This is a genomic window from Paenibacillus sp. MMO-177 (assembly GCF_037147795.1).
In the GTDB taxonomy this organism is placed as follows: domain Bacteria; phylum Bacillota; class Bacilli; order Paenibacillales; family Paenibacillaceae; genus Pristimantibacillus.
In genome coordinates, this window is record NZ_JBBCUR010000005.1 from 513,182 (window position 1) to 534,439 (window position 21,258).

Sequence of the window (21,258 nt, forward strand, 5' to 3'; positions counted from 1 at the left end):
TCCCCATGGAGTTTTTTTGCTTGGTTCTAGATTCCCGCAAGCACCTGATACCAGATGCCTTTTTTCGAGTACAGATTCTGACGGACTTCCTTCCAGCCGCCCAGATAGGAAATATCGAACAGCCCTTCCGGCACGACATACTTGTCTTTAGACTCTTCCGCTACCTTCTCGTTCACCGAACGGAAACCGTATTTGACGAACGTACGCTGCGCCTCTTCGCTTTGCAGATACGAGATAAACGCTTCGGCCACTTTGCGCGTACCGTGTTTATCTACGTTTTTATCCACAACCGCAGCCGGGTTTTCGATCAGAATCGTGTTCTTCGGTACAACAACCTCATACTTAACGCCATTCATAATGCGGCCAAGCAGTTCATTCTCATAAGTGACGATAACATCGCCAACTCCGTATTCGAACGCCGCCATGGAAGCGCGCCCGCTCTTATCGAGAGACTCCACGTTCCTATGAATCGACTCCAAATATTTCTTGGCAAAAGCCGGATCCTTGGTCCCCGTCTCTTCCTCCGATTTCTTGAGCCCTGCCCCGTAGATCGCGTTGATATCCCATTGCGCGCCCCCGGACGTTTTGGGATTCGGATAGAGAACCTTTACGCCTTTGCGGGTGAGATCATCCCAGTCCTTAATCCCTTTGGGATTCCCTTCTCTCGTCCCGAGGACAACAATCGATTTCGTAATCAGGCCTTTATTCGGCTGCGACTTCCAATCATGCGTAATGAAGCCTGCGGCCGAAATTTTATCCAGATCGCCTTCCATCGCCAGAATCGCGACATCCGCCTCGAAGCCTCCGGCTATGGCGCGTGCCTGCGTCCCCGAAGCTTCATACGATTCCTGGAATACAACCTTCTGACCTGTCTGCTCTTTCCAATAGGCCTGGAACTGCGGCAGAATCTCGCTGAACGCATCCTTCACTACGGAGTAGGCACCGATGACAAGCGTTACATCACCGTCTTGTGCGGTAGACACGGCGGGCTGCTTCGTCTCCTCCTTGCCGCAGCCCGCTGTAATAATCAGCAGTACGGCCAGGAGCAGTACGGCAATCCGCCGGCTTGCTCTTCGATTTATATTCATGTTCGTATACAACTCTTTCTACTAAGATGAGTGCTAAATATGAACCGGCATTGGGTCAACCTTCAGACTGTTTTCCATAATCCAGCTGTCGTTATCGTTAAAGAGGTACGCGCGGTGGACAAGCACGCTAACCTGCTCGCCGGGCTGCAGCACTTCTTTCTCCAGCGAACGGTACGTAATAAGCTTTACGTTGTCAACAAGCAGTTCGACCATCCACTCGCTGCCGCGGAAATGCAAAGCCTTCACCGTTGCGTTTACGGTCGCGGACTGCAGGCGAATCTCGCCCGGCTTGCCAATCTCGATATATTCAGGACGGATGAGAGCCTTTGTCCCCGGATAGGACAATGCCGCATCAAAGCCTTTTAATACTTTAATATCCTCTACAATCGTTGATTCGCCAATAAAGCTTGCGACAAACGGCGTTTCAGGATTTTTGTAAATTTCCCAAGGCGTTCCCTTCTGCTCCAGCTTGCCTTTGCCGATGATCATAATCTCATCCGCTACTTCAATCGCTTCATCCTGGTCATGGGTAACGAAGATGGAGGTGATGCCTACGCGCTCAATCATCTCTTTCAGCCAAGTCCGCAGCTCCGTACGAATCTTGGCGTCAATCGCCGCAAACGGCTCGTCAAGCAGCAGCAGCTGAGGCTCGGGAGCTAGGGCGCGGGCAAAAGCGACACGCTGGCGTTGGCCGCCGGACAGCTGATGCACGTAACGGTGTTCGAAGCCCTTGAGCCCCGTCAGCTCAACCAGTGTAGATACGCGCTCGCGGATTTGTTCTTTGGACTGCTTTTTCACCTTCAGCCCAAAAGCGATGTTGTCGTATACGGTCATATGCTTGAACAGGGCATAGTTCTGGAATACGAAGCCGATTCCGCGTTCCTGCGGAGGCAGATCGTTAACCCGCTTGCCATGGAACAGGATATCCCCGGAAGTTGGCGTCTCAAGGCCGGCCAGCATACGAAGAATCGACGTTTTGCCGCCGCCGCTTGGACCTAGAAGCCCGATCAGATGACCTTTTTCAATCTCGAAGCTGACATCCTGCACGGCGTGGAAATCGCCAAAGCTCTTGCTCAAGTTACGAACTTCAATATGCATGGCTTAATGCACTTCCTTTCGTTTTTTCGCCCATTCCATTAAAAGGAGAAGGCCTACGGAGAATACGGCAAGCACAAGGGCTACGCCGTTTGCTTCAACAACATTAAAATTCTCGACATCCTGATACACGAGCGTAGTAGCCGTCTGCGTCTTGTTCATAATATTGCCCGATACGACAAGCACCGCGCCAAACTCGCCTAGCGTTCTTGCTACCGTCAGTACAACGCCGTAGATAACACCCCAGCGGATGGACGGCCAGGTCACCTTCCAGAACGTATACCACGAGTATGCCCCAAGCGTAGAGGCTGCCTCCTCCTGCTGGGCGCCGATCTCCTGAAGCACCGGCAATACTTCGCGTACCATCAGAGGGAACGTCACGAACAGAGAGGCAAGAATCATCCCCGGCAGAGCATAAACGACTTTAAATCCGGTATCCTCGAAAAAAGAACCGATTACGGTATTGGGACCTAACAACAGAACAATCATTAAACCGCCGATAACCGGCGAAACCGCAAACGGCAAATCCACAATGCTGTTAAGCAGCCGCTTCATGCGCGGCCCGATCCAATGGGCACGAACCAGATAAAGCGCCAGCATAACGCCAAATACGGTGTTGATAGCCGTTACCACAACAACGATAATAGCCGTCATCTGCAGGGCATGAAGCGATTGCTTGCGGGTTAACCCTTCAACAAAGCCGCTCCAGCCGTCCGCCCATGAGCCCGTAAAGATCTCGATAAGCGGAATAATCAGCAATAAGGTAAAAACGATATAAGTAAGACCAATCCACGTCCGTCTAATTGTCATTTCCCCGGCCTCCTCGACTGAATCAGGTTGACCGTCCATAAAATGATAAACGAAAGCGTCAGCAGCAATACCGAAACCGCCGCAGCCCCTTGCGGATTGTCACTTTCGATTTCTCCAAAAATATAAACGGCGGCAATCAGCGTCTTGCCCGGGATATTGCCCGCTACCAGCACAACGGCCCCGAACTCCGCCAGTGCTCTTGAGAAAGCCAGCATCGCACCGCTGATTACTCCCGGCAGCATGGAAGGATAGATTACGCTAAAAAAGGTACGGAATTTGCTGGCGCCCATCGTGTAGGCGGCCTCTTCTTCCGATTTGTCGATCTCCTCGAGCAGCGGCTGAACCGCCCGGATCACAAACGGAAACGTAACGAACACCATTGCGATCACAATCGCCGGCTGATGGAAAACGATCGTAAAGCCCATCTTCGAAGCCAGTTCGCCGACAAAGCTGCCTGGGCCAAGCAAGAGCAAAATCATAAGACCGGTTACGGCTGTCGGAAGAGCAAACGGCAGGTCAACCAAGCTGTTCAAAATCCTTCTTCCCGGAAAACGGTACCGGATAAGCACCCATCCGATCATGGAACCCAGCAGCACGTTAATGACGGTTGCAATAAGGGCCAGCTTAATGGTCAGCAGTACAGCCTTCCATGCCAGGGGATCCGATATACTCTCCCAGAAAGGAACAAACCCTCTGGATACCGACTGCGTATAAATTCCGATAATGGGAAGTACAATTAATACAATAAAGTAGAGCATAATCGCGCTTCGAAATCCGAAGCTCCACCACTTGCTGCGAAACATGACATTCATGCTGCTTATGACCTCCAAACCATCGGCTCGAACCGTAGGTGTTTGCTAATCCTTAATCAATAGTAAATACACAATTCCTATTAGATCACTTGGTATTCTAAATTTAGCAGAGAACAACTGGTCTAGTCAATCCCATATTTACATTTTATGCGTAAATAGACTGTCCATTATTACTGTTATGCTATTTAGAAAATAGCAAAAAGCCGTCCGCTGTCTTGAAACCAAGATAGCGGGCGGCTTTTCTTTATTCACCTTCGATATAATAAAGCTCTTCGCCTTCCGTAATAACGGCTTGTCCTTGCGTCAAATCGGTTATCCACGCCACGAAGGCGTCAGCCTCCGATATAACGGGCAGGCATTTCACCGTAACGCGGTCCGTAAATTCGGTCCCCCCAAGACGCGTACCCCGGCCGTGAAGCTCGTTCTCCACTTTGCCGTACCAGGTATAGTCCACGTCGACAAAAACTTCCCGGTGGAGCACCTTGACGATTTCGCCGGCCGCTTCGATGCCGGCTACCGCACCGTCCGTATAAGCGCGGACCAGTCCGCCGGCACCAAGCATGATTCCGCCGAAATAACGGGTAACCACAACGGCAACGTTTTTTAACCCCTTATTCTTGATGACCTCAAGGATTGGCTTGCCTGCCGTCCCGCTGGGTTCACCGTCATCGGAGGCTTTCTGATGCTGATCGCGTTCCCCGACTACATAAGCCGAGCAGTTATGGGTGGCAGCCCGATGAAGCCGTTTGATCTCATCGATGAACGAAACGGCTTCCTCCTCCGTCTCCACCGGCTTGGCGTAGCCGATGAAACGGGATTTCTTGATAACGACCTCTTCGCTGCCCGGACCTCTTACCGTAGAATAACGTTCCAGCATTACAGACGAGCTTCGAGCTCAGCCTTTTCTTTCTCGTAGCCTGGTTTGCCAAGCAGCGCGAACATGTTGCGTTTGTAAGCCTCTACGCCCGGTTGGTCGAACGGATTCACGCCCGACAGGTAGCCGCTGATGCCGCAAGCTTTCTCGAAGAAGTACACCATGTAACCAAACGTATAAGGCGTCATGTCGGCGATTTTGACGATAAAGTTAGGTACTTGTCCGTCCGTATGAGCGAGGAGCGTACCTTGGAACGCTTTTTTGTTAACGAAATCCATCGTTTTGCCTGTCAGGAAGTTCAATCCGTCGAGGTCCGCAGGATCGCTGCCGATGGTGATGTGCTCGGCAACCTCGTTTACTTGGATAACCGTTTCGAAGATATTCCGGTTGCCCTCTTGGATAAACTGACCCATCGAGTGAAGGTCGGTCGAGAAGTCGACGGATGCCGGGTAGATCCCTTTATAGTCTTTGCCTTCGCTTTCGCCGAAGAGCTGCTTCCACCACTCGGATACAAAGTGCAGGTTAGGCTCGTAATTCACGAGGATTTCCGTTACTTTGCCTTTGCGGTAGAGCGCGTTGCGCGCTGCCGCGTATTGATAAGCTTCGTTCTCGGCGAGGTTCGGGTTGCTGTATTCTTTCGATGCGTCTGCCGCGCCTTGCATCATCGCGTCGATGTCGATGCCCGCAACCGCGATTGGCAGAAGACCTACCGCTGTCAGGACGGAATAACGGCCGCCTACGTCGTCAGGGATTACAAACGACTCGTAGCCTTCTTCGGTCGCCAGCTTTTTCAGGGCGCCTTTAGCTTGGTCCGTTGTCGCGTAGATGCGTTTGCGTGCTGCTTCTTTGCCGTATTTGCTCTCGAGAGCTTCGCGGAAGATACGGAACGCAATAGCCGGCTCCGTTGTTGTGCCGGATTTGGAGATCACGTTAATCGACCAGTCGCGGCCATCCAGCAATTGAAGCAGGTGCGTCACGTAAGTCGAGCTGATGTTGTTGCCCGCGAACAGAACTTGCGGAGTTTTGCGTTGTTCTTTTGTCTGCAGGTTGTAGAAGGAATTCGAGAGCATCTCGATCGCTGCGCGCGCGCCGAGGTAAGAACCGCCGATGCCGATAACAACAAGCACTTCGGAATCGGATTTGATTTTTTCCGCGGATTGCTTGATGCGCGCGAATTCTTCTTTGTCATAATTGTTAGGCAGGTCAATCCAGCCGAGGTAGTCGGAGCCTGCGCCAGTACCATTATGTAATTGTTCGTGAGCGATACGAACTTGTTCCGACAGATTGTCGATTTCATGTTGTCCAATAAAGCCAAGGGCTTTAGTGTAATCGAATTTTACCGTTTTACTCATGAAAGAAAGGCCTCCCTGATACTGTTTTTCAATTACCGTCTTACTTAGCCTTTAGAATATCGGATTTAGATTTGAAAAACAAGCAACTAACCGTGAAAAAGGTATGAAGATTATCTATAATGATTAGTAAAAGCTTTTATGGCTTGTTGCAATATAGAGCTAATCAAGCGCGAACGGCTTGGTCCGCCTTCGACGGCCGGCAAGTTTCATTCCGCTCGAATCTAAGCTATGATAGAAGATAAAAGCGATAAATACTTAGAACCTAAAGATACACTGGAGGGAACTGTACATGAAAAAAATCGGATTTATCGGCCTAGGCGTTATGGGATACGGGATGGCGGCGAACCTGCTTCGCAGCGGGTTTGAGGTTACGGTCTACAACCGCACAGCCGGCAAAGCCGGCGAGCTGATCGCGTGCGGGGCAAGCGCAGCCGCAACTCCGGCCGACGCTGTACGCGAAGCCGAAATTGTCATCACGATGATCAGCAACGACGCTGCGATTCGCGAAGTATACTATGGTGAAAACGGGATTTTTGACGCAGTCCGTCCGGGTACCATCCTGATTGACAGCAGCACGATCTCTCCATCCCTCGCACTAGAGCTGACGGAAACGGCAGAGTCGAAAGGCGCATCGTTCCTTGATGCCCCGGTTACAGGCAGCAAGCCGGCGGCCGAAGGCGGTACATTGACCTTTATGGTTGGCGGCCCCGAGAAGACCCTGAAAGAGGTCGAGACGGTTCTAACCGCTATGGGCCGCAAGGTGATCTATATGGGCGCTAACGGCAGCGGCGCGACCGCAAAGCTTGCGCATAACACCATCGTTGGCATTAATATGGCGGCCCTGGCCGAAGGCATGGCGATCGCGGCCAGCGGCGGCATCAACGGCAGCGCGTTCCTGGAGCTCGTCCAATCAGGCGGCGCAGCAAGCCGCACAGCCGAGCTGAAGGGCGAGAAAGTACTTGCCAGCGATTATGACGTCCAATTCTCCCTCGCGCTGATGCTGAAGGATCTTCGTCTTTCCTCCGTGCTGTCGGATGGACTGAAGGTGCCTACACCGATGCTGGAAGCGGCAAAAAGCCTGTTCCAGATCGGCGACTCCATGGGTCTCGGCGAGCTCGACATGAGCAGCGTAACGCAAGCCTATGAGCAATGGATCGGCCGTAAAATCGGCGAAAAAAAATAACAAAATAGTATAATTAATTGTGGCCATGCAGTTCCTTGCATGACCACCTTTTTAATCTCTTCTTGCCTTTGAAATGAACAGGTTAATGGCATACGGAGCATTTAAATGATTCTGTAGAAGCGCCGCGTTCGTTTTTGTGAAGGGATTCCAACCATACCTCGTTGATTCAAAGGAATCCCTGAGCAATGACGATCGGAAGAACATTTAAATGCGCAGTTTGCTGTTTAACCTAATATAAAGGGGCCGTCCCATCGTCATATTTATGACGAATGGGACGGCCCCTTTTTCAACCAATGCTATTCGTAGATGTAAGAGCAGCAGTAGTCGGATACAGCCGCTACTTGAAGCTTGAACTTCGTGTTAGCCGGAACGGTGAATTCACCCTTGCCTTGGATGTGTACCCACTCTGTTTCGCCAGGGAGCAGCACCTTCAGGTCGCCAGCCAAAATTTCCATAATTTCAATGCAGTCCGTGCCGAACTCATAGTCGCCAGGAAGCATAATGCCAAGCGTTTTTTTCGTGCCGTCTGCGAACAGAACAGCGCGGCTAGTTACTTTACCGTCAAAGTAAACATTAGCTTCTTTGACAACCGTTACGTTTTCAAATTGCGACATTGTATGGTTAGCTCCTCTACGCCAAATAGCTTATCGATTACAGAACCGATTTCACTTTGCTTACTACGTTCTCAACCGTGAAGCCGTATTCTTTGATCACGCGGTCGCCAGGTGCGGATGCGCCAAAGCGGTCGATACCGATAACTACGCCTTTGTCGCCAACGTAACGTTCCCAGCCGAACGGATGAGCCATTTCGACAGCTACGCGAGCTTTAACTTCAGGCAAGATAACGGAATCTTTGTACGCTTGATCTTGTTTGTCGAACAGATCCCAGCTTGGCATGCTGATTACGCGAACTTGAATGCCCTCTTCAGCAAGCGCTTTTTGAGCGGCAACCGCCAGCTGCACCTCGGAGCCAGTAGCGATGATTTGAGCTTGCGGAGCGCCGTTTGCCGCATCGGAAACCACGTAAGCGCCACGTTTCAGGTTCTCGCGAACGCCTTCAACCGTACCTTCCAGTACAGGCAGGTTTTGACGAGTCAGAACAAGCGCTACCGGGCTGTTTTGGTTCTCAACCGCATAAGCCCAAGCCGCGGAAGTTTCGTTCGCGTCCGCTGGACGGATAACCGTCAGGTCAGGGATAATGCGGATCGAAGCCAGCTGCTCGATTGGTTCATGCGTAGGACCGTCTTCGCCAACCGCGATCGAGTCATGCGTCAGAACGTAAGTTACAGGCTGTTTCATCAGGGCAGCCAGACGGATTGCCGGACGCAGGTAGTCGGTAAATACGAAGAACGTACCGCCGAATACTTTCATGCCGCCGTGCAGGCTCATGCCGTTCATTGCTGCAGCCATACCGAACTCGCGAACGCCGTAGTAAATGTTGCGGCCGTCGTAGCTGCCTGGTTTGAATTGTGCCAAACCTTTCAGGTGAGTCATTGTCGAGCTCTCAAGGTCAGCGGAACCGCCAGCCAGAGCAGGTACGTTGTGAACAAGGCCGTTCAGAGCGTTACCCGAAGCTACGCGAGTCGACAACGGCTTGTCTTCCGTTGTGTATTTAGGCAGGTCTTTATCCCAGCCTTCAGGCAATTGACCGGAAGTAGCGAGCTCGAATTGAGCTGCAAGCTCTGGGTATGCTTTTTTGTAGGCTTCGAACTGTTCGTTCCAAGCAGCGTTTGCTTTCTCGCCGTTCTGCTTCACTTCAGCAAAGTGAGCGCGAACTTCGTCCGGAACATAGAATTGATGCTCTTCGTTCCAGCCGTAGAATTGTTTAGTCAGCTTAGTCTCGTCAGCACCGAGCGGGGAACCGTGAGGACCGGCATGTCCGCCTTTGCCGCCTTTATTCGGGCTGCCGTAGCCGATAACAGTTTTAACTTCGATCAAAGTCGGTTTGCCTGTTTCCGCTTGCGCTTCAGCGATTGCTTTGGACAATGCGTTCAGGTCGTTGCCGTCTTCAACGCGAAGAACTTGCCAGCCGTAGCCTTCGAAACGCTTTTGAACGCTTTCGGAGTACGACAGGTTAAGCGCGCCGTCAAGGGAGATATCGTTCGAATCATACAAAACAACCAATTTGCCAAGCTTCAGGTGGCCTGCGAAGGAAGCCGCTTCATGAGAGATACCTTCCATCAAGTCGCCGTCGCCGCAAATCGAGTATGTGAAGTGATTAACAACATTAAAGCCTTCTTTGTTGTAAGTAGCTGCCAGATGAGCTTCTGCCATGGCCATACCTACAGCCATTGCAACGCCTTGTCCAAGAGGACCTGTTGTTGCGTCAACGCCAGCCGTGTGGCCGAATTCCGGGTGACCTGGAGTCAGGGAACCCCATTGACGGAAGTTTTGCAGCTCTTCCAGAGGAAGATCGTAACCGCTCAGGTGAAGCAAGCTGTAGAGCAGCATCGAACCGTGTCCTGCGGACAGAACGAAACGGTCGCGGTTAATCCAAGTCGGGTTCGACGGATTATGCGTCATGTTTTTCGCGAACAGTTGGTAACCCATTGGAGCTGCGCCCATTGGCATGCCAGGATGTCCGGATTTTGCTTTCTCGATGGAGTCGATTGCCAGCGTACGGATCGTGTCGATCGACAGCTGGTCAATCGATTTTTGTGTAACTGTCATTTCTTACTTCCTCCTAATTCCTGTTTAAAATTGCTCTGTCTCTCTCTATATATCTGGATATAGCGCGAGTTGTAGCGCAAAGGCTTTGAATATTGTACCATTCCGAAAACCCGTTTGCCATCCTTAAAATGGAGAAAGACTAGAGCATTTATTGGATTAATTGAAAACGACCGTTTTGTTCTGATGTACGATAATGCGGTCCTCGGTATGCCATTTCACGGCACGGGCGAGAACGACGCGTTCGATAGTACGTCCGATTCGTTTCAATTCCTCTACATTGTCGCGATGGCTGACGCGCTGAACGTCTTGTTCGATAATCGGACCGCCGTCGAGTTCCTCCGTTACATAATGTGCCGTAGCGCCGATGATTTTAACACCGCGATTGTACGCTTGCGCATAAGGCTTGCCGCCAACGAAGGCTGGAAGGAACGAATGGTGAATATTGATAATGCGGTTCGGGAACTGCTCGATGAATTTCGGCGAGATAATCTGCATGTAACGCGCGAGAACGATAAGGTCCGCTTTGTCCGCGACCACTTCCATCTGCTTGCGCTCCGCTTCCGCTTTGGTGTCCGCGGTTACCGGAATGTGGTGGTAGGGAATGCCAAACGATTCCACCATGTCCTTCATATCCGGGTGGTTGCTGACAACCATCGAAATGTCCGCGTCCAGATCGCCGGCTTTCCACTGCCACAGCAGCTCCATCAGGCAATGGTCTTCCTTGGAAACAAAGATCGCTAGGCGCTTTTTGCGGCTCGCGCGGAACGTATGCCATTTCATATCGAAACGGTCCGCCACGCGGGCGAAATCCTCGACAAGAACCGGAAGCTCCTTGTCCATATCATTCAAATCAAATTCAAAGCGGATAAAGAACATGCCGCCTTCCGGATCCATCGTGTATTGGTCCGATTGTACAATATTCGCACCGTGCTCGTACAAGAAATGCGATACCGCCGCCACGATACCCGGTCTATCCGGGCACGAGATCAGCATGCGCGCGCGTCCGCTGCGCGACTCCGTAGTAGATGAAGACATAAACGTTAAAACTTCCTTCCTTTTGCAATGGTTATCTTAAAGTATGGTTAAACGGTTTTAAGCAATTGCTTGCCGGCGAACCATGCCGTAATCCGTTGGTTGATTTGCTCTTCGGTCAATTCGCCCGGAAGCGCGTCGCTTTCGGCCAGAAGATCGAACAGGCGCTCCATTGGCTCGCGCGGATCCGCTTTTTTCGCTTTGGCATCGTTCTTCAGAACGTCCCAGGTCGACAATACGAACTGGCGAGGATCAATTTCCTGCTTGCCATAGAAGTGATGCAGACGTTCTACATGGTCGAAGAACGACTCCCCAAAGCGCTCCATGGCATCGCCGCGGAGCAGCGCGATTTCCGCTTCGTACATCGGGAACTGCTTCTTGTCATCCTTGCCGATCCATGGCGTTTCCAAAATAAACGGACGGCCCGCCAACGCTTCATGATGAACGATTCTGTGAATCGCCTCATGTCCAAGCCAGCCGGCACCTACGGGAGCATGGCGGTCTTTGCCCGCGCCTACCGGGTTTTTGCTGTCGTTGACATGGACAACCGCAACGCGGTCAAGCCCGACGGTCTCATCGAATTTCTGCAGCACGCCGTCCAGATCATTAATTAGATCGTAGCCCGCATCGTGCATGTGACAGGTATCCATGCAAACCGTCAAACGGTCGTTATGCTGCACCTTATCGATGATTTGGGCAAGCTCCTCGAAGCTGCGGCCGATCTCCGTACCTTTGCCGGCCATCGTCTCGAGAGCAATGTTAACATTCGTATCTTTGGTGCCTTCGAGCACTTCATTTAAGCCTTCGGCAATACGAGCGATGCCGTACTCGGCATCCTTGTCCGTATAAGCGCCCGGATGCAGAACGATATTGCGCACCCCGATATAATCGGTACGGCGGATTTCCTCCTGCAGGAAGCGGACCGCAAGCTCAAACGTGTCGTCCTTGTAAGAACCCAGGTTGATGATGTAAGGAGCATGCACGACAATTTCGTTGATGCCGGCCTGTTCCATCATTTGTTTGCCTTCTTCAATATATAAAGTTTCTATTGGCTTTCTCCGTGTATTCTGCGGTGCGCCGGTATAAATCATAAACGAGCTGGAACCGTAGGACACAGCTTCTTTGGCCGCGGTAAGCAGCCCCTTGTCCGAAAATGATACATGGGAACCGATTTTCAACATCTTTAAAACGCCCCTTTCGGTTGATCAACCCTTATTTTACAAGGAATGTCGAAATAAATCTAGGAATACGGTATAATTCTTCCTGAGGTGAAGGTACAGTATGAAATCAGCTCCCGATTGGTTTATGTTTTTCATTATTTTCTGGGCGGTCGTAATGGTCGGCGCTATGGCCATCGGCGGTTTCTTCATGTTCCGCAAGTTTTTGAAGGTGCTGCCTCAGCGTGACGGCAAGTCCAAGCTGGATTGGCAAAATTATTGGGTTGAACGGAGCCGCAGCATGTGGACCGATGAATCGAAAAGCTTTTTGGACGAGCTGGTCTCTCCCGTTCCGTCCGCATTCCGGGATATCGCCAAGCACTCGATTGCCGCGAAAATCGGTCAGGTCGCTATCGATAACGGAGCTTCGGAAGTAACGCGGGAGCACTGCATCGAGGGATACATACGCGCAACGCCTAAACGTGACTATCGAAGCCTTGTTTCTTTCCTGGAACGCAAGGGTATCGACTACGCTCCCTACCGGCATTTGCTCAATAAATAAAAGGCAGCGGGCTGCTTCAATTATGGCAGCCTATTGTTTAATCCGTATGAATAGTGTGTACAAATCTATTGGAACCTTAAACGGATGATTTCGTTATATAGCATATGAACAGCTTATAACTGGCTGTTTGTATAATCATTCTTCAGCTAATGCTTTCAGGAGGTGCTTCTATGACAACTATGAAAACGAAAAAGAAGAGCAGCTTAATCGCGGCAAGCGCCGTATTACTCGCGGTAATGATGACCGCAACGGCATGCGGTTCGGACAAAGCCAATTCGAACGGCAACGAACAGGGCTCGTCGGTTGAACAGCCGGCCAACGCCGCACCGGAGAACAGCAGCAATAATACAACTGATAATAATGCGGGAAATAGCCAGTCCGAAGGGCAAAACAGCGGAGTGGTTGACCCGGAAACGGCTTCGCCGGATACGGATGCAAACACAGCGCCGGCTGACGGCGCCGTTAAGACAAGCGAAGGCGTATTTGTCGGACAAGCCGATACAACCTCGGTTGAGATTGACCTGCCGGATGGACCGATGGTTTTGCAATTCACGGACGATATGACGGATAAAATCAACAGTATTCCGGCGGACGCAAAAGTACAATTCGAATATACCGAAAAGGTCAGCGGCGATGTAACGCAATATTTCCTTAAGAAGCTTGAAGTCAAATCCTAATGAAGGACGGATGAACAATGCGCGTTGCGGTAACGGGAGGAACAGGCTTTGTAGGACGGGCACTGGTGAATGCGCTGCTTGACCGGGGCGATGAAGTGACTGTCGTATCCAGGAAAGGAAAGCTTTCCGCTTCACCTCAGAATGCCAGGCTCCATCATAGGACATGGGACGAGCTTGCCGCATCGCCTAAGTGGCTGGAGGGCACCGATATTATCGTGAATCTGGCCGGCGAAAGCATTAACCAGCGTTGGACCAAAGCCGCCAAGCAGCGCGTTCTTCATTCCCGGATTGATGCCGCAGCGCGTATTGCCAAGCTTGTTACCGAACTGAACGCCAAGCCGGAGGCCGTCATTAACGCCTCCGGCATTTCTGCGTACGGCAATTCGTTAACGGCTACGTTTACGGAAGAGAGTCCGCTAAAAGTAACCGACTTTCTGTCCGGCGTTGTGGAGCACTGGGAGAAAGCTGCCGATTCCATTCCCGTAAAAAGGCTGGTTAAGCTGCGGGTAGGCGTCGTGCTTAACCGGACCGGCGGCGCGTTTCCGCTGATGAGTCTGCCTCACCGGTTATTTGCCGGAGGCCGTCTTGGCAGCGGCGGGCAATGGCTGTCGTGGATCCATCTGGAGGATTTGGTCCGGCTGATACTATTCTGTATAGACCATCTCGAAATTCAAGGGCCGGTGAATGCCTCGGCACCGGAGCCGGTTACCAACGACCAATTCGGGCGCGCATTAGGCAAGGCGTTTGGACGACCGCATTGGCTGCCAACACCCGCTTTTCTGCTAAAAGCCGTACTTGGGGAAATGTCCTCCCTGCTTCTCGAAGGACAACGCGCCTTGCCTCGCAAAGCACTGGAGAACGGCTTCGCGTTCAAATACCCGACCATTGAAAGCGCAATGAAGCAAATAACCCAAACCTAAATAAGAACAGAAAAAGCCGAAGACGAGAGGTTAACCTCTCGTCTTCAGTTCATATTTGGGCCCATTGCTGCCGGCCAGCTGTATAACGTCTCCTATAACAAACGGATAAGACTTATACGGAATCATAATCTCACCGTTCAACATGCTTCCGTTTCGGGAGCCCAGATCTTTTGCGATATAAGCACCGCCGTCCCGCTCCAGCTCCAGATGAAGCCTGGAAATGCCATGCGCTTCTTCCTCATAGCTGACCTGCTCGCCTAATCGGCCTATCGTAAACTTCCCCTCCTGCCACTCGATCCAGGAGCCTCCGCCTGCCCATTCCCTGTATAAGGCCGGCCCTTTTGAGCCTTTTGGGTCCATGTCCCTCTCTGCCAGCAGCACCGTCGCTTCAGCTGAGGCCGGTTGGCTGCGAAGATCCGCGGTATTCCCTTCATAAGGGTGGAGCTCCTCTTCCTTTCGATTGGCCGGTTTGACAGATTGAACATAGGAGGAGGCAGGTTCGACCATCTCCTTATGCTCAAAATCCTCATATCGCCCCCACATGCCAAGCGGCTGGGATTCGGGGATGAACTCCTCCTCCTCGTCTCCATTGCCTTTTTTGGCAAGCAGCCCGGCAGGAAGCCTGCGGGACCAAACCATATAAAGAGCAGCAATCCCCATAAAGGTCAAGCCCAAGGAGATGTAGAAGCTGCTTCGGGAATGCGAGGATAAGTAGATATATTTCCACACGCAAGCAATTGCTATGGTTACAACTGCCGCCGTTACCCATAATTTTTTCCTTGCCGCGTCGGAATCCTGCGCCTCCAGCTCAACAAGCGGAATATCTTGAAGCTTTGGTACGGATGTTGCGATTGTTGCGTGCTTTAAGACGGATACGCCGACAGTTTGCGGCCTCGGCTCGCAGCTTTCCTTTGACTCTATTACTCGCGCATCGCCTGCTAACGAAGCTGCGGGAAAAGAGATAGAAATGCGCTCCGAAGCCTGCTTCGGGCCAGCATGAATAAAAGCATCTCCAATCAATCCAAGCAGAACGGACCTGAGCTCGGATAGCGGCCATTTGCTTCCGTTGAGCGGCTGTAAAATACGCTGAAGACCCGCGCCGTCAATGTCCTGGATGTACGCTGTCCACCTGACTACAAGGGTGAGCAGATCCGCTACACCTGAAACGCTGTCGCGCATTCCTTCTTTTAAGGGCAAATAAGCAAGGGCAATATCATTAAGCTGCTCGCCTACAAACAAATATTGATCGTCGAGCAGGCAGCCTTCCGGACGCAGCATATAATGTTTGCATTCTTCGAATGCTTCTACAACTCCAAGCAACAACGTATAAAATTGCTCCATGGAAAGCGACTGGACTTGCAGACGGTGCAGCAGCATTTTCCGTCCTGCCAAGACATAGCGGAAGGTGATGCGCCCGTCGATTTCAATCCATTCTACCGGCAAAAGATGCGGAATTTTGCCGGACTGCAGCATCTGCAGTTCAAGCTCATCCAGTTCATCCCGCAGGATACCTTCCTTCCGGTCAATAATCATCTCATGCCCCCGGTTCATGGAAAAATCTATTCTGAACGGCTGCCTCACTATTGTTCCCCCTTTGATCAACCCGATATCAACCATAAAGTTAAGGCCCCCGGAGCCACAGCCAGCATAAACGGAAAGGTTCGTCCATTATTCGCCCATGCCAGCCATGACGACGCACCTTCCCGACCTCCAAAACGCAGGGCTAGAAACGAAAATATTCCTGCGGTCATCCTTCTCGCAAACGGCCTATGAAAAACAAGCAGGACAAGTCCCACAAGCCCCGCATACAAGATGGCGTACATCATAAGCTGTAGAACCGCCAATGTGCCAAGCCAGGCTCCGAGCGCCGCAAACAGCTTGACGTCTCCCGCGCCAATTCCTTTGGCCAGATGCAAAATCAGCAGCGGAACAAACCCTGCAGCCGCACCGTACAGGGCGAGCAAAAGCCCTTGGCCTCCTCCTGCGAACAAGGCATATAAACATCCTCCTGCCAGAAAAGGAGCCGTAAGCAGATTAGGAATGGTCATCGACTTCAAATCGGTATATAACGCGGCAAGAAGCAGCAGGGCTGCAGCCAAGAGCTGAACCGTCACGATCGCGTATCCTCCTTCTTTGTTACATTAAAATGCATGGAAACCGCGTCCCCTGACGCCGAGGTCGCGGTCAATTCCCAGGTTCCCGGCGTTGTATTGCCGGATACCAGCCATGTCCACCGCACATAACCGTTTGCATCCGCCGTTGCGCTGCCGAGATGCTTTGCCGTGCTTGTACCGCTTTTATAATTGACGGTTAGGGAGGCTGAAGCACCCGGCGAGGTTAAAGCGATAACCGTTGCTTTATTCCCTGGACGCAGCGGAACCGGCTGGATGGAGACAATTTGAATCGACGTTGCATCCCCGGCGGCGTTTTCCTTCGCCGGCGCTGCGTCGCTTACCCATACCCGTTCGGATGCCTGCTCGCGCAATACGATTTTTCTATTTAAGAACGGCAAAGACAAAGGGAACTCGTACTCCGCTTCAATCGTCAAATAAGGCTGCCGTTTTTCCTTCAGATCCGGCAAAGACAAGCGCGCTAAGCTCAAACGCTCCTTTTCCAGCACCGCTTCATCCGCAAATTGCCGGAGCAGCGGCTCAACCGCGCCTCTCCCCAGTTCGGTAGCGGCCGCATCCGCGACAGGCTGCCAGCTTCCTTCTAGAACGGCCGATGCTAACGCATCCGCAGGCGCCGGCAGCCACCCGGCAGCGTCCTTCGCCATAGCTCCTCCCCAATCCGGCAGCGGCAGACCGATTGAGCCCAAATCCGGGATCGATGAAGAAGCTTTTTGAAAGGTGAGATCGGCTGGACGAATATGCGTCGCAATCTGCCGAACCGTCTGGGACGCGGCCGATTGAAGGGCCATCTGCACGGCGCATAAGCGAATCATCATCAAGAACAGCAGCAAGACCATCAGAAGCAGCGGCATGACAAGCGCAGCTTCAAGCACCATGCTTCCGTTCTCGCTGCCCCGGGCTTTTACCCGCCGCCTAATAAGACCAGCCAATCGTTTGAACGGTTTCATACCTGTCGCCAACAACCTTTCCTCGCAAGGATCCAAAATGCTGGAGGACGTCCATCACGCCCGGTAAAAACCACAGCCTGGCGGAGGTCTTTACTTCTCCCGTTAGGGCAGTTGGAACCTTGGACAAGGAAACTCCGCCATTATGCTCAATAACGGCGATCATCCGGGCTAACGCGGAAGGCCGGTTGGCACCTCCGTGTACCAGCATGAACAACCGCAGGTAATCCGTGTAGGCAACATCCACGTTTATATATTTGGATAACGGAGCCGCCCCGCGTTCCGTAAACGCCGCCATATCCTCCATGGTTTTTTCCAGGCCGTATACAACGGAGCATGACAAAATTAGCAGGGGATGGGCGGCTGCCCTGCAGGCCGACAAGCCTTCCATCGTCCGGACCGCCATCCTTACGCCGATTAATTCGCCATAAGCAGCCGCCAAATTGGCCGTTGGACTATGAAACCCGTAAATGACATACTCCGCTTCCTGGTTGCTGAACGCGACGGCATGGGCAAGCTCGTTCGTATCGCCGCTTGCAAGCAATGCCCGCAGATTTTGCGGCGCAAAGGAAGCGTAACGCGAAACCGCATACTCCGATAAATAGACGGAGTCCCTGGTTTGCTCAAGCATATCGGCAATGCCCCAAAACAACCCGCTCATGACGGCTGTCGCTTCCTCCGCTTCCTCATGGGCATCCTGCGCGAAGACAAGTCCTTCCGCTTCCGCCCCGGCTGCTTCCTGATTAAATAAAAGATTGTTCTTATACCGTTTCTCGATATCCTGAATAACCTGAAGGTGCTCCTCGGTCTGGGGAACCGATGTCATCCCGTGCAGCAGGCGGCGGGCCTGGGACCACAGCTCCCCTGCCTTTGCCTCCTGTGCCTGGCGTTCTTTTTTCAATTCTTTATCGGTCAGCTTCCGCTCCCGCTCGTCCAGGCTAGAGCCTTTGCGCACGTATGCTCCCTCATACTGCTCATAAGCAATCCTGAGATTCACGGCCCCCTCCTTGATCTGCTCATTGGAAAGATTGGGCGCGGCAAGGCCGGCTGTCAAATTGGTGATAAAACCTCCCGCCTCCATTTGCAGCGAAGCAAACCTAGAGGCCTGATCCGCAATTTCCCCGCTGTATTCGGCAAACCAGCCGTCCGGCAAAATAAGCTCATCCGCGAGCTTCCGAATCTCCTGCATATCGTTTTCCGGCGCAGGATCCAGGGAGGGAGCCCCAGCTCCAGCATCGGCAACGTTGTTGCCGCTTACGCGGTCATAACCGCTGTTAGAAGCAGCATTAGCCGTCTCCTGCTTGATACGCTGCATGTCCGAGTTAACCTGCTTAGCCTCGTTGATTGCTTTGACCGCGTCCTGCTGCAGCTTGTCATGCTGCTTTTTAGCCACGGCAAGCTCCCGGGACATATCGTCCGTCCATCCTCTCGCCTTTAACTCGTAGGCCCTAATTTCATCCGCGTATTTCGGTTTTTTGCCTTGCTGAGTCAGACGCTGATCAGTCATGACCCAATTCGCATACGCGGTATAATCACCGGCAAGCCTTGCGGCATTCGCGGCACCCGTCGCAAGCTCCAGCGCTTTCGTCGGAATAAGGCCCGCAATGCCGCCAACGGTTTCCGCGGCCTGGCGTTGCAGCTGCAAAGCTGCAGCCAGCTTTTCCTCCCGCTCGTCGTACAGCTTGCGAAGCTCCTCCAGCATATTAACCGTGACGGTCGCCTCCTTCATCGCCCCGGAAAGCGGGGCAAACTTGGAAGCTAGCTCAAGGGTAAAATCCACCGGGGCTTTATACTTCATTTCTTCCAGTACCTGCCGGGCAAACACCTCGTGCTTCCCCAGTACTTCCGCATTGTCTACATGCGCCGATTGGAGCTTCGCCTGCACCAGCTTAAAGGTCTCCGGCTGCCCTGCGGATTGTTCCAGATTCGCCTTGACCGTCCGTTCAAAAATGTCATTACTGTCCGTCCCTCCCCGTCCAAACAGCCCATACCGTTCGTACAGCCGATTATCGTAAGCGGAAAGAGTTGAACGCACGCCGGATCTGGCCGCGTCCTCGGCGGCCTTGTGCAAAACCGCCATTCTTGCATAATCGATCAGCACCGCCGAGAACAGAAGCAGCCCCGACAAAACAACCGCGGAAAATATCGTTATCGAGCCGTAAGATGCTGCTGGCTTGTTCACGGCTTGCCTTCTTTCCCGCCACTGTATGCCGTCAGTGCTTTTGCAGCTTGCTGTTTCGACGTTCCATTGCTGAATTTGGCGGTATAATACCTGACCGTATCGACATCCCGGATAAACTGAACAGGATCAACGATGCTGGCCGCTGCAACCGTCTTGGGTTCAGACAGCCCTAGCGTACGCTCAAGCGGAGCAAGAGATACCGGCTGCATCAGCTTTACCGCTACCTCCCGCTTCAGCAGGCTGTTTGCGTAAGCGATGTTCCCTTTAAACGGCAGCTCCGCATCGCCTGTCAGCCAAGCTGATGCTTGATGCAGCTTGGTTCCCGCAAGCTCCAGCTTTTCCGTGCTCCGTGCCCCCGGCAGTTCCAGGGTTACATCCGTCTGATCTGCCGTTAGTCCAAATAACGAACCAAGCATGTAATCTCCGCTCACCCGCCAGTACAAGCCGTCATACTGACCGGTTGTCAGCATCCCGTTGCGGGCATTACGGTGACTGTTATCCCAGCTGAACGAAGCCCGTTCCGCCGTCTCGGAAGCGGAGTAATAGAGCACCGCTTTCTGATAGATATACATGCTGAATAGTAGAAACATAAGGATTAGAAGAAAGATGACCGGAAACACCAGCGAGGATTCCAGCGTAAAGCTCCCTTCCGTTTGGCGAAGCCATTGCGGCAAGCTTCGTTTACGGTTAGTTGGAGAAAATTTTGTCCGCTTCATCATCGGCTTTTCCCATCAACTTCTCGATCAACTGGATAATCCAATCTTTAAATAGAAGAGCGATTATGATAACAACCGCAATAATCAGAATCACTTCAAGCGTCCCTAGACCGCTTTCCGAGCGCCAGAATGAACGAACGGATTTCCCCAACTTTTTCAACATAGTAAACATCCTCCCTAAATATTGATAGATAAGTTCAAGACATGAGCAGCATCGCCGGCGCGGCAACAAATACCATTAACACGAGCAAGATGCCCACAAGCGGAAAAACAAGCTTGGAAGAAGCCTCTTCCCCGCGGGAACGGGCAACCGCCTTGCGTTTCTCCCATAAGGAGTAGGATATTTCCCGCAATGCGAGGACAAATTGATCTCCGCCTCTGCGGTAATTAAGCAGCATTACCGTTGTAAAAATGGATACCTCCTGTACGGCACAGCTCCGGTTAAACCGCTCAAGCGCCGTGCTGAAGGACTCGCCGTTCCTTAAGGCAATAACCGCTCTGTTCCACTCTTTATATAAAGGCTGCACAGCCGGATCTTTCCCCTCCAGACAGCGGGTGAACGCCCGCAGCACCGGTTCCCCCGCGCCAACGAGCAGCATCAGCTTGCTAAGCGCTTCGGGCAGCTCGGAAACAATCGCCTGTTTTCTCCGTTCAACCAGCCTGCCGGCTTCCAAGATAGGCCGGAGCGGAAGCAATAGCCCTAATAGCGCGCCCATCCCGATAAGCAGCGGTTCCTTCGCCAGCACAGCAAGAAGAGCGCAGCCCGTCAGCACGGCATAACCAATACCCGCCGTTTCCGCAATATGCCGCTTTGTCTGAGTAAGCTGCCAGTCCGTGCCTTTCAGGAGAATCTGCTTCGAATGGTAGCTGCTGAGCGGAAGCTGCAAATGCCCGTACAGGTTGCTGCGTTCAAGCAGCCGATCAAAAGGCCTTGCAAACCATACTTCCTTCCAATCCGGTTTTCCCTTGCTCAGAAGCTGCGCCATTCCGTCCTTTCCCATGAGCAGTCCCCAAAACAGGATCAGAAGCAGTACAAGAATAGCCATTTGACG

The 21,258-nt window shown here is 52.3% G+C and carries 21 protein-coding genes; 4 read left to right on the plus strand and 17 right to left on the minus strand.

The genetic code is table 11. The features are described 5' to 3' along the window. Nucleotides 1-26 precede the first annotated feature (26 nt). From WFK81_RS20430 to WFK81_RS20455, 6 genes are all read right to left on the minus strand, one after another. Nucleotides 27-1,088, minus strand: a complete 1,062-nt coding sequence (locus tag WFK81_RS20430) for a sulfate ABC transporter substrate-binding protein (protein ID WP_336788215.1) — start codon at nucleotides 1,086-1,088, stop codon at nucleotides 27-29. 33 nt (nucleotides 1,089-1,121) lie between these two features. Further along, nucleotides 1,122-2,186, minus strand: a complete 1,065-nt coding sequence (locus WFK81_RS20435; protein WP_336788216.1) for a sulfate/molybdate ABC transporter ATP-binding protein — start codon at nucleotides 2,184-2,186, stop codon at nucleotides 1,122-1,124. A gap of 3 nt (nucleotides 2,187-2,189) precedes the next feature. Then, entirely contained in the window at nucleotides 2,190-2,987 is a 798-nt protein-coding gene (locus WFK81_RS20440; RefSeq protein ID WP_127491085.1) for a sulfate ABC transporter permease subunit, read from the minus strand. Nucleotides 2,988-2,989: 2 nt separating this feature from the next. Continuing rightward, nucleotides 2,990-3,805, minus strand: coding sequence for a sulfate ABC transporter permease subunit CysT (gene cysT, locus WFK81_RS20445; protein ID WP_015842882.1), 816 nt, complete (start codon nucleotides 3,803-3,805; stop codon nucleotides 2,990-2,992). Nucleotides 3,806-4,049: 244 nt separating this feature from the next. Beyond that, nucleotides 4,050-4,682, minus strand: coding sequence for a YigZ family protein (locus WFK81_RS20450; protein ID WP_336788217.1), 633 nt, complete (start codon nucleotides 4,680-4,682; stop codon nucleotides 4,050-4,052). Further along, entirely contained in the window at nucleotides 4,682-6,031 is a 1,350-nt protein-coding gene (locus WFK81_RS20455; protein WP_336788218.1) for a glucose-6-phosphate isomerase, read from the minus strand. Before WFK81_RS20455 ends, WFK81_RS20450 begins: the two co-directional genes overlap by 1 nt. A 268-nt stretch (nucleotides 6,032-6,299) precedes the next feature. On the opposite strand from WFK81_RS20455, the gene WFK81_RS20460 reads away from it, so the two are divergent. Further along, nucleotides 6,300-7,214 carry an NAD(P)-dependent oxidoreductase gene (locus tag WFK81_RS20460; RefSeq protein ID WP_336788275.1) on the plus strand — a complete coding sequence of 305 codons (915 nt, stop codon included), beginning with the start codon at nucleotides 6,300-6,302 and terminating at the stop codon, nucleotides 7,212-7,214. 296 nt (nucleotides 7,215-7,510) lie between these two features. Here WFK81_RS20460 and ppnP read toward each other — a convergent pair whose 3' ends face one another. The 4 genes from ppnP to WFK81_RS20480 all read right to left on the minus strand — a co-directional run bounded on the left by ppnP (nucleotide 7,511) and on the right by WFK81_RS20480 (nucleotide 12,097). Next, entirely contained in the window at nucleotides 7,511-7,828 is a 318-nt protein-coding gene (gene ppnP, locus WFK81_RS20465) for a pyrimidine/purine nucleoside phosphorylase (RefSeq protein WP_015842878.1), read from the minus strand. A 37-nt stretch (nucleotides 7,829-7,865) separates the two neighbouring features. Beyond that, nucleotides 7,866-9,884 carry a transketolase gene (gene tkt, locus WFK81_RS20470; RefSeq protein ID WP_336788219.1) on the minus strand — a complete coding sequence of 673 codons (2,019 nt, stop codon included), beginning with the start codon at nucleotides 9,882-9,884 and terminating at the stop codon, nucleotides 7,866-7,868. A gap of 156 nt (nucleotides 9,885-10,040) precedes the next feature. Further along, entirely contained in the window at nucleotides 10,041-10,919 is an 879-nt protein-coding gene (gene purU, locus WFK81_RS20475) for a formyltetrahydrofolate deformylase (RefSeq protein WP_336788220.1), read from the minus strand. A gap of 47 nt (nucleotides 10,920-10,966) precedes the next feature. Further along, complete coding sequence (locus WFK81_RS20480; RefSeq protein ID WP_336788221.1) at nucleotides 10,967-12,097, minus strand: deoxyribonuclease IV; 1,131 nt, start codon at nucleotides 12,095-12,097, stop codon at nucleotides 10,967-10,969. Between the two features lie 100 nt (nucleotides 12,098-12,197). Here WFK81_RS20480 and WFK81_RS20485 point away from each other — a divergent pair, with 100 nt between their 5' ends. From WFK81_RS20485 to WFK81_RS20495, 3 genes are all read left to right on the plus strand, one after another. Beyond that, a complete protein-coding gene (locus tag WFK81_RS20485; protein ID WP_336788222.1) occupies nucleotides 12,198-12,635 on the plus strand; it encodes a DUF2621 domain-containing protein in 438 nt (145 codons plus the stop codon). Between the two features lie 170 nt (nucleotides 12,636-12,805). Beyond that, on the plus strand, nucleotides 12,806-13,312 hold the full coding sequence (locus WFK81_RS20490) for a hypothetical protein (RefSeq protein WP_336788223.1): 507 nt from the start codon (nucleotides 12,806-12,808) through the stop codon (nucleotides 13,310-13,312). A 17-nt stretch (nucleotides 13,313-13,329) separates the two neighbouring features. After that, nucleotides 13,330-14,232, plus strand: coding sequence for a TIGR01777 family oxidoreductase (locus tag WFK81_RS20495; RefSeq protein ID WP_336788224.1), 903 nt, complete (start codon nucleotides 13,330-13,332; stop codon nucleotides 14,230-14,232). A 30-nt stretch (nucleotides 14,233-14,262) separates the two neighbouring features. On the opposite strand, the gene WFK81_RS20500 is transcribed toward WFK81_RS20495, so the two are convergent. Genes WFK81_RS20500 through WFK81_RS20530 form a run of 7 tightly spaced genes read right to left on the minus strand, consistent with a single transcriptional unit; the run spans nucleotide 14,263 to nucleotide 21,252 of the window. Beyond that, nucleotides 14,263-15,783 carry a DUF6382 domain-containing protein gene (locus WFK81_RS20500; RefSeq protein WP_336788225.1) on the minus strand — a complete coding sequence of 507 codons (1,521 nt, stop codon included), beginning with the start codon at nucleotides 15,781-15,783 and terminating at the stop codon, nucleotides 14,263-14,265. A gap of 47 nt (nucleotides 15,784-15,830) precedes the next feature. Continuing rightward, entirely contained in the window at nucleotides 15,831-16,346 is a 516-nt protein-coding gene (locus WFK81_RS20505) for an A24 family peptidase (protein ID WP_336788226.1), read from the minus strand. After that, nucleotides 16,343-17,311: a TadE/TadG family type IV pilus assembly protein gene (locus WFK81_RS20510; RefSeq protein ID WP_336788227.1), complete on the minus strand. Its 969-nt coding sequence runs from the start codon at nucleotides 17,309-17,311 to the stop codon at nucleotides 16,343-16,345. The genes WFK81_RS20505 and WFK81_RS20510 overlap by 4 nt, the downstream gene beginning before the upstream one ends. Next, entirely contained in the window at nucleotides 17,277-19,490 is a 2,214-nt protein-coding gene (locus WFK81_RS20515) for a hypothetical protein (protein WP_336788228.1), read from the minus strand. The genes WFK81_RS20510 and WFK81_RS20515 overlap by 35 nt, the downstream gene beginning before the upstream one ends. Continuing rightward, a complete protein-coding gene (locus WFK81_RS20520; RefSeq protein ID WP_336788229.1) occupies nucleotides 19,487-20,206 on the minus strand; it encodes a TadE/TadG family type IV pilus assembly protein in 720 nt (239 codons plus the stop codon). Before WFK81_RS20520 ends, WFK81_RS20515 begins: the two co-directional genes overlap by 4 nt. Further along, entirely contained in the window at nucleotides 20,178-20,369 is a 192-nt protein-coding gene (locus tag WFK81_RS20525; protein WP_336788230.1) for a Flp1 family type IVb pilin, read from the minus strand. The genes WFK81_RS20520 and WFK81_RS20525 overlap by 29 nt, the downstream gene beginning before the upstream one ends. A gap of 34 nt (nucleotides 20,370-20,403) precedes the next feature. Then, on the minus strand, nucleotides 20,404-21,252 hold the full coding sequence (locus WFK81_RS20530) for a type II secretion system F family protein (protein WP_336788231.1): 849 nt from the start codon (nucleotides 21,250-21,252) through the stop codon (nucleotides 20,404-20,406). Nucleotides 21,253-21,258: the final 6 nt, after the last annotated feature.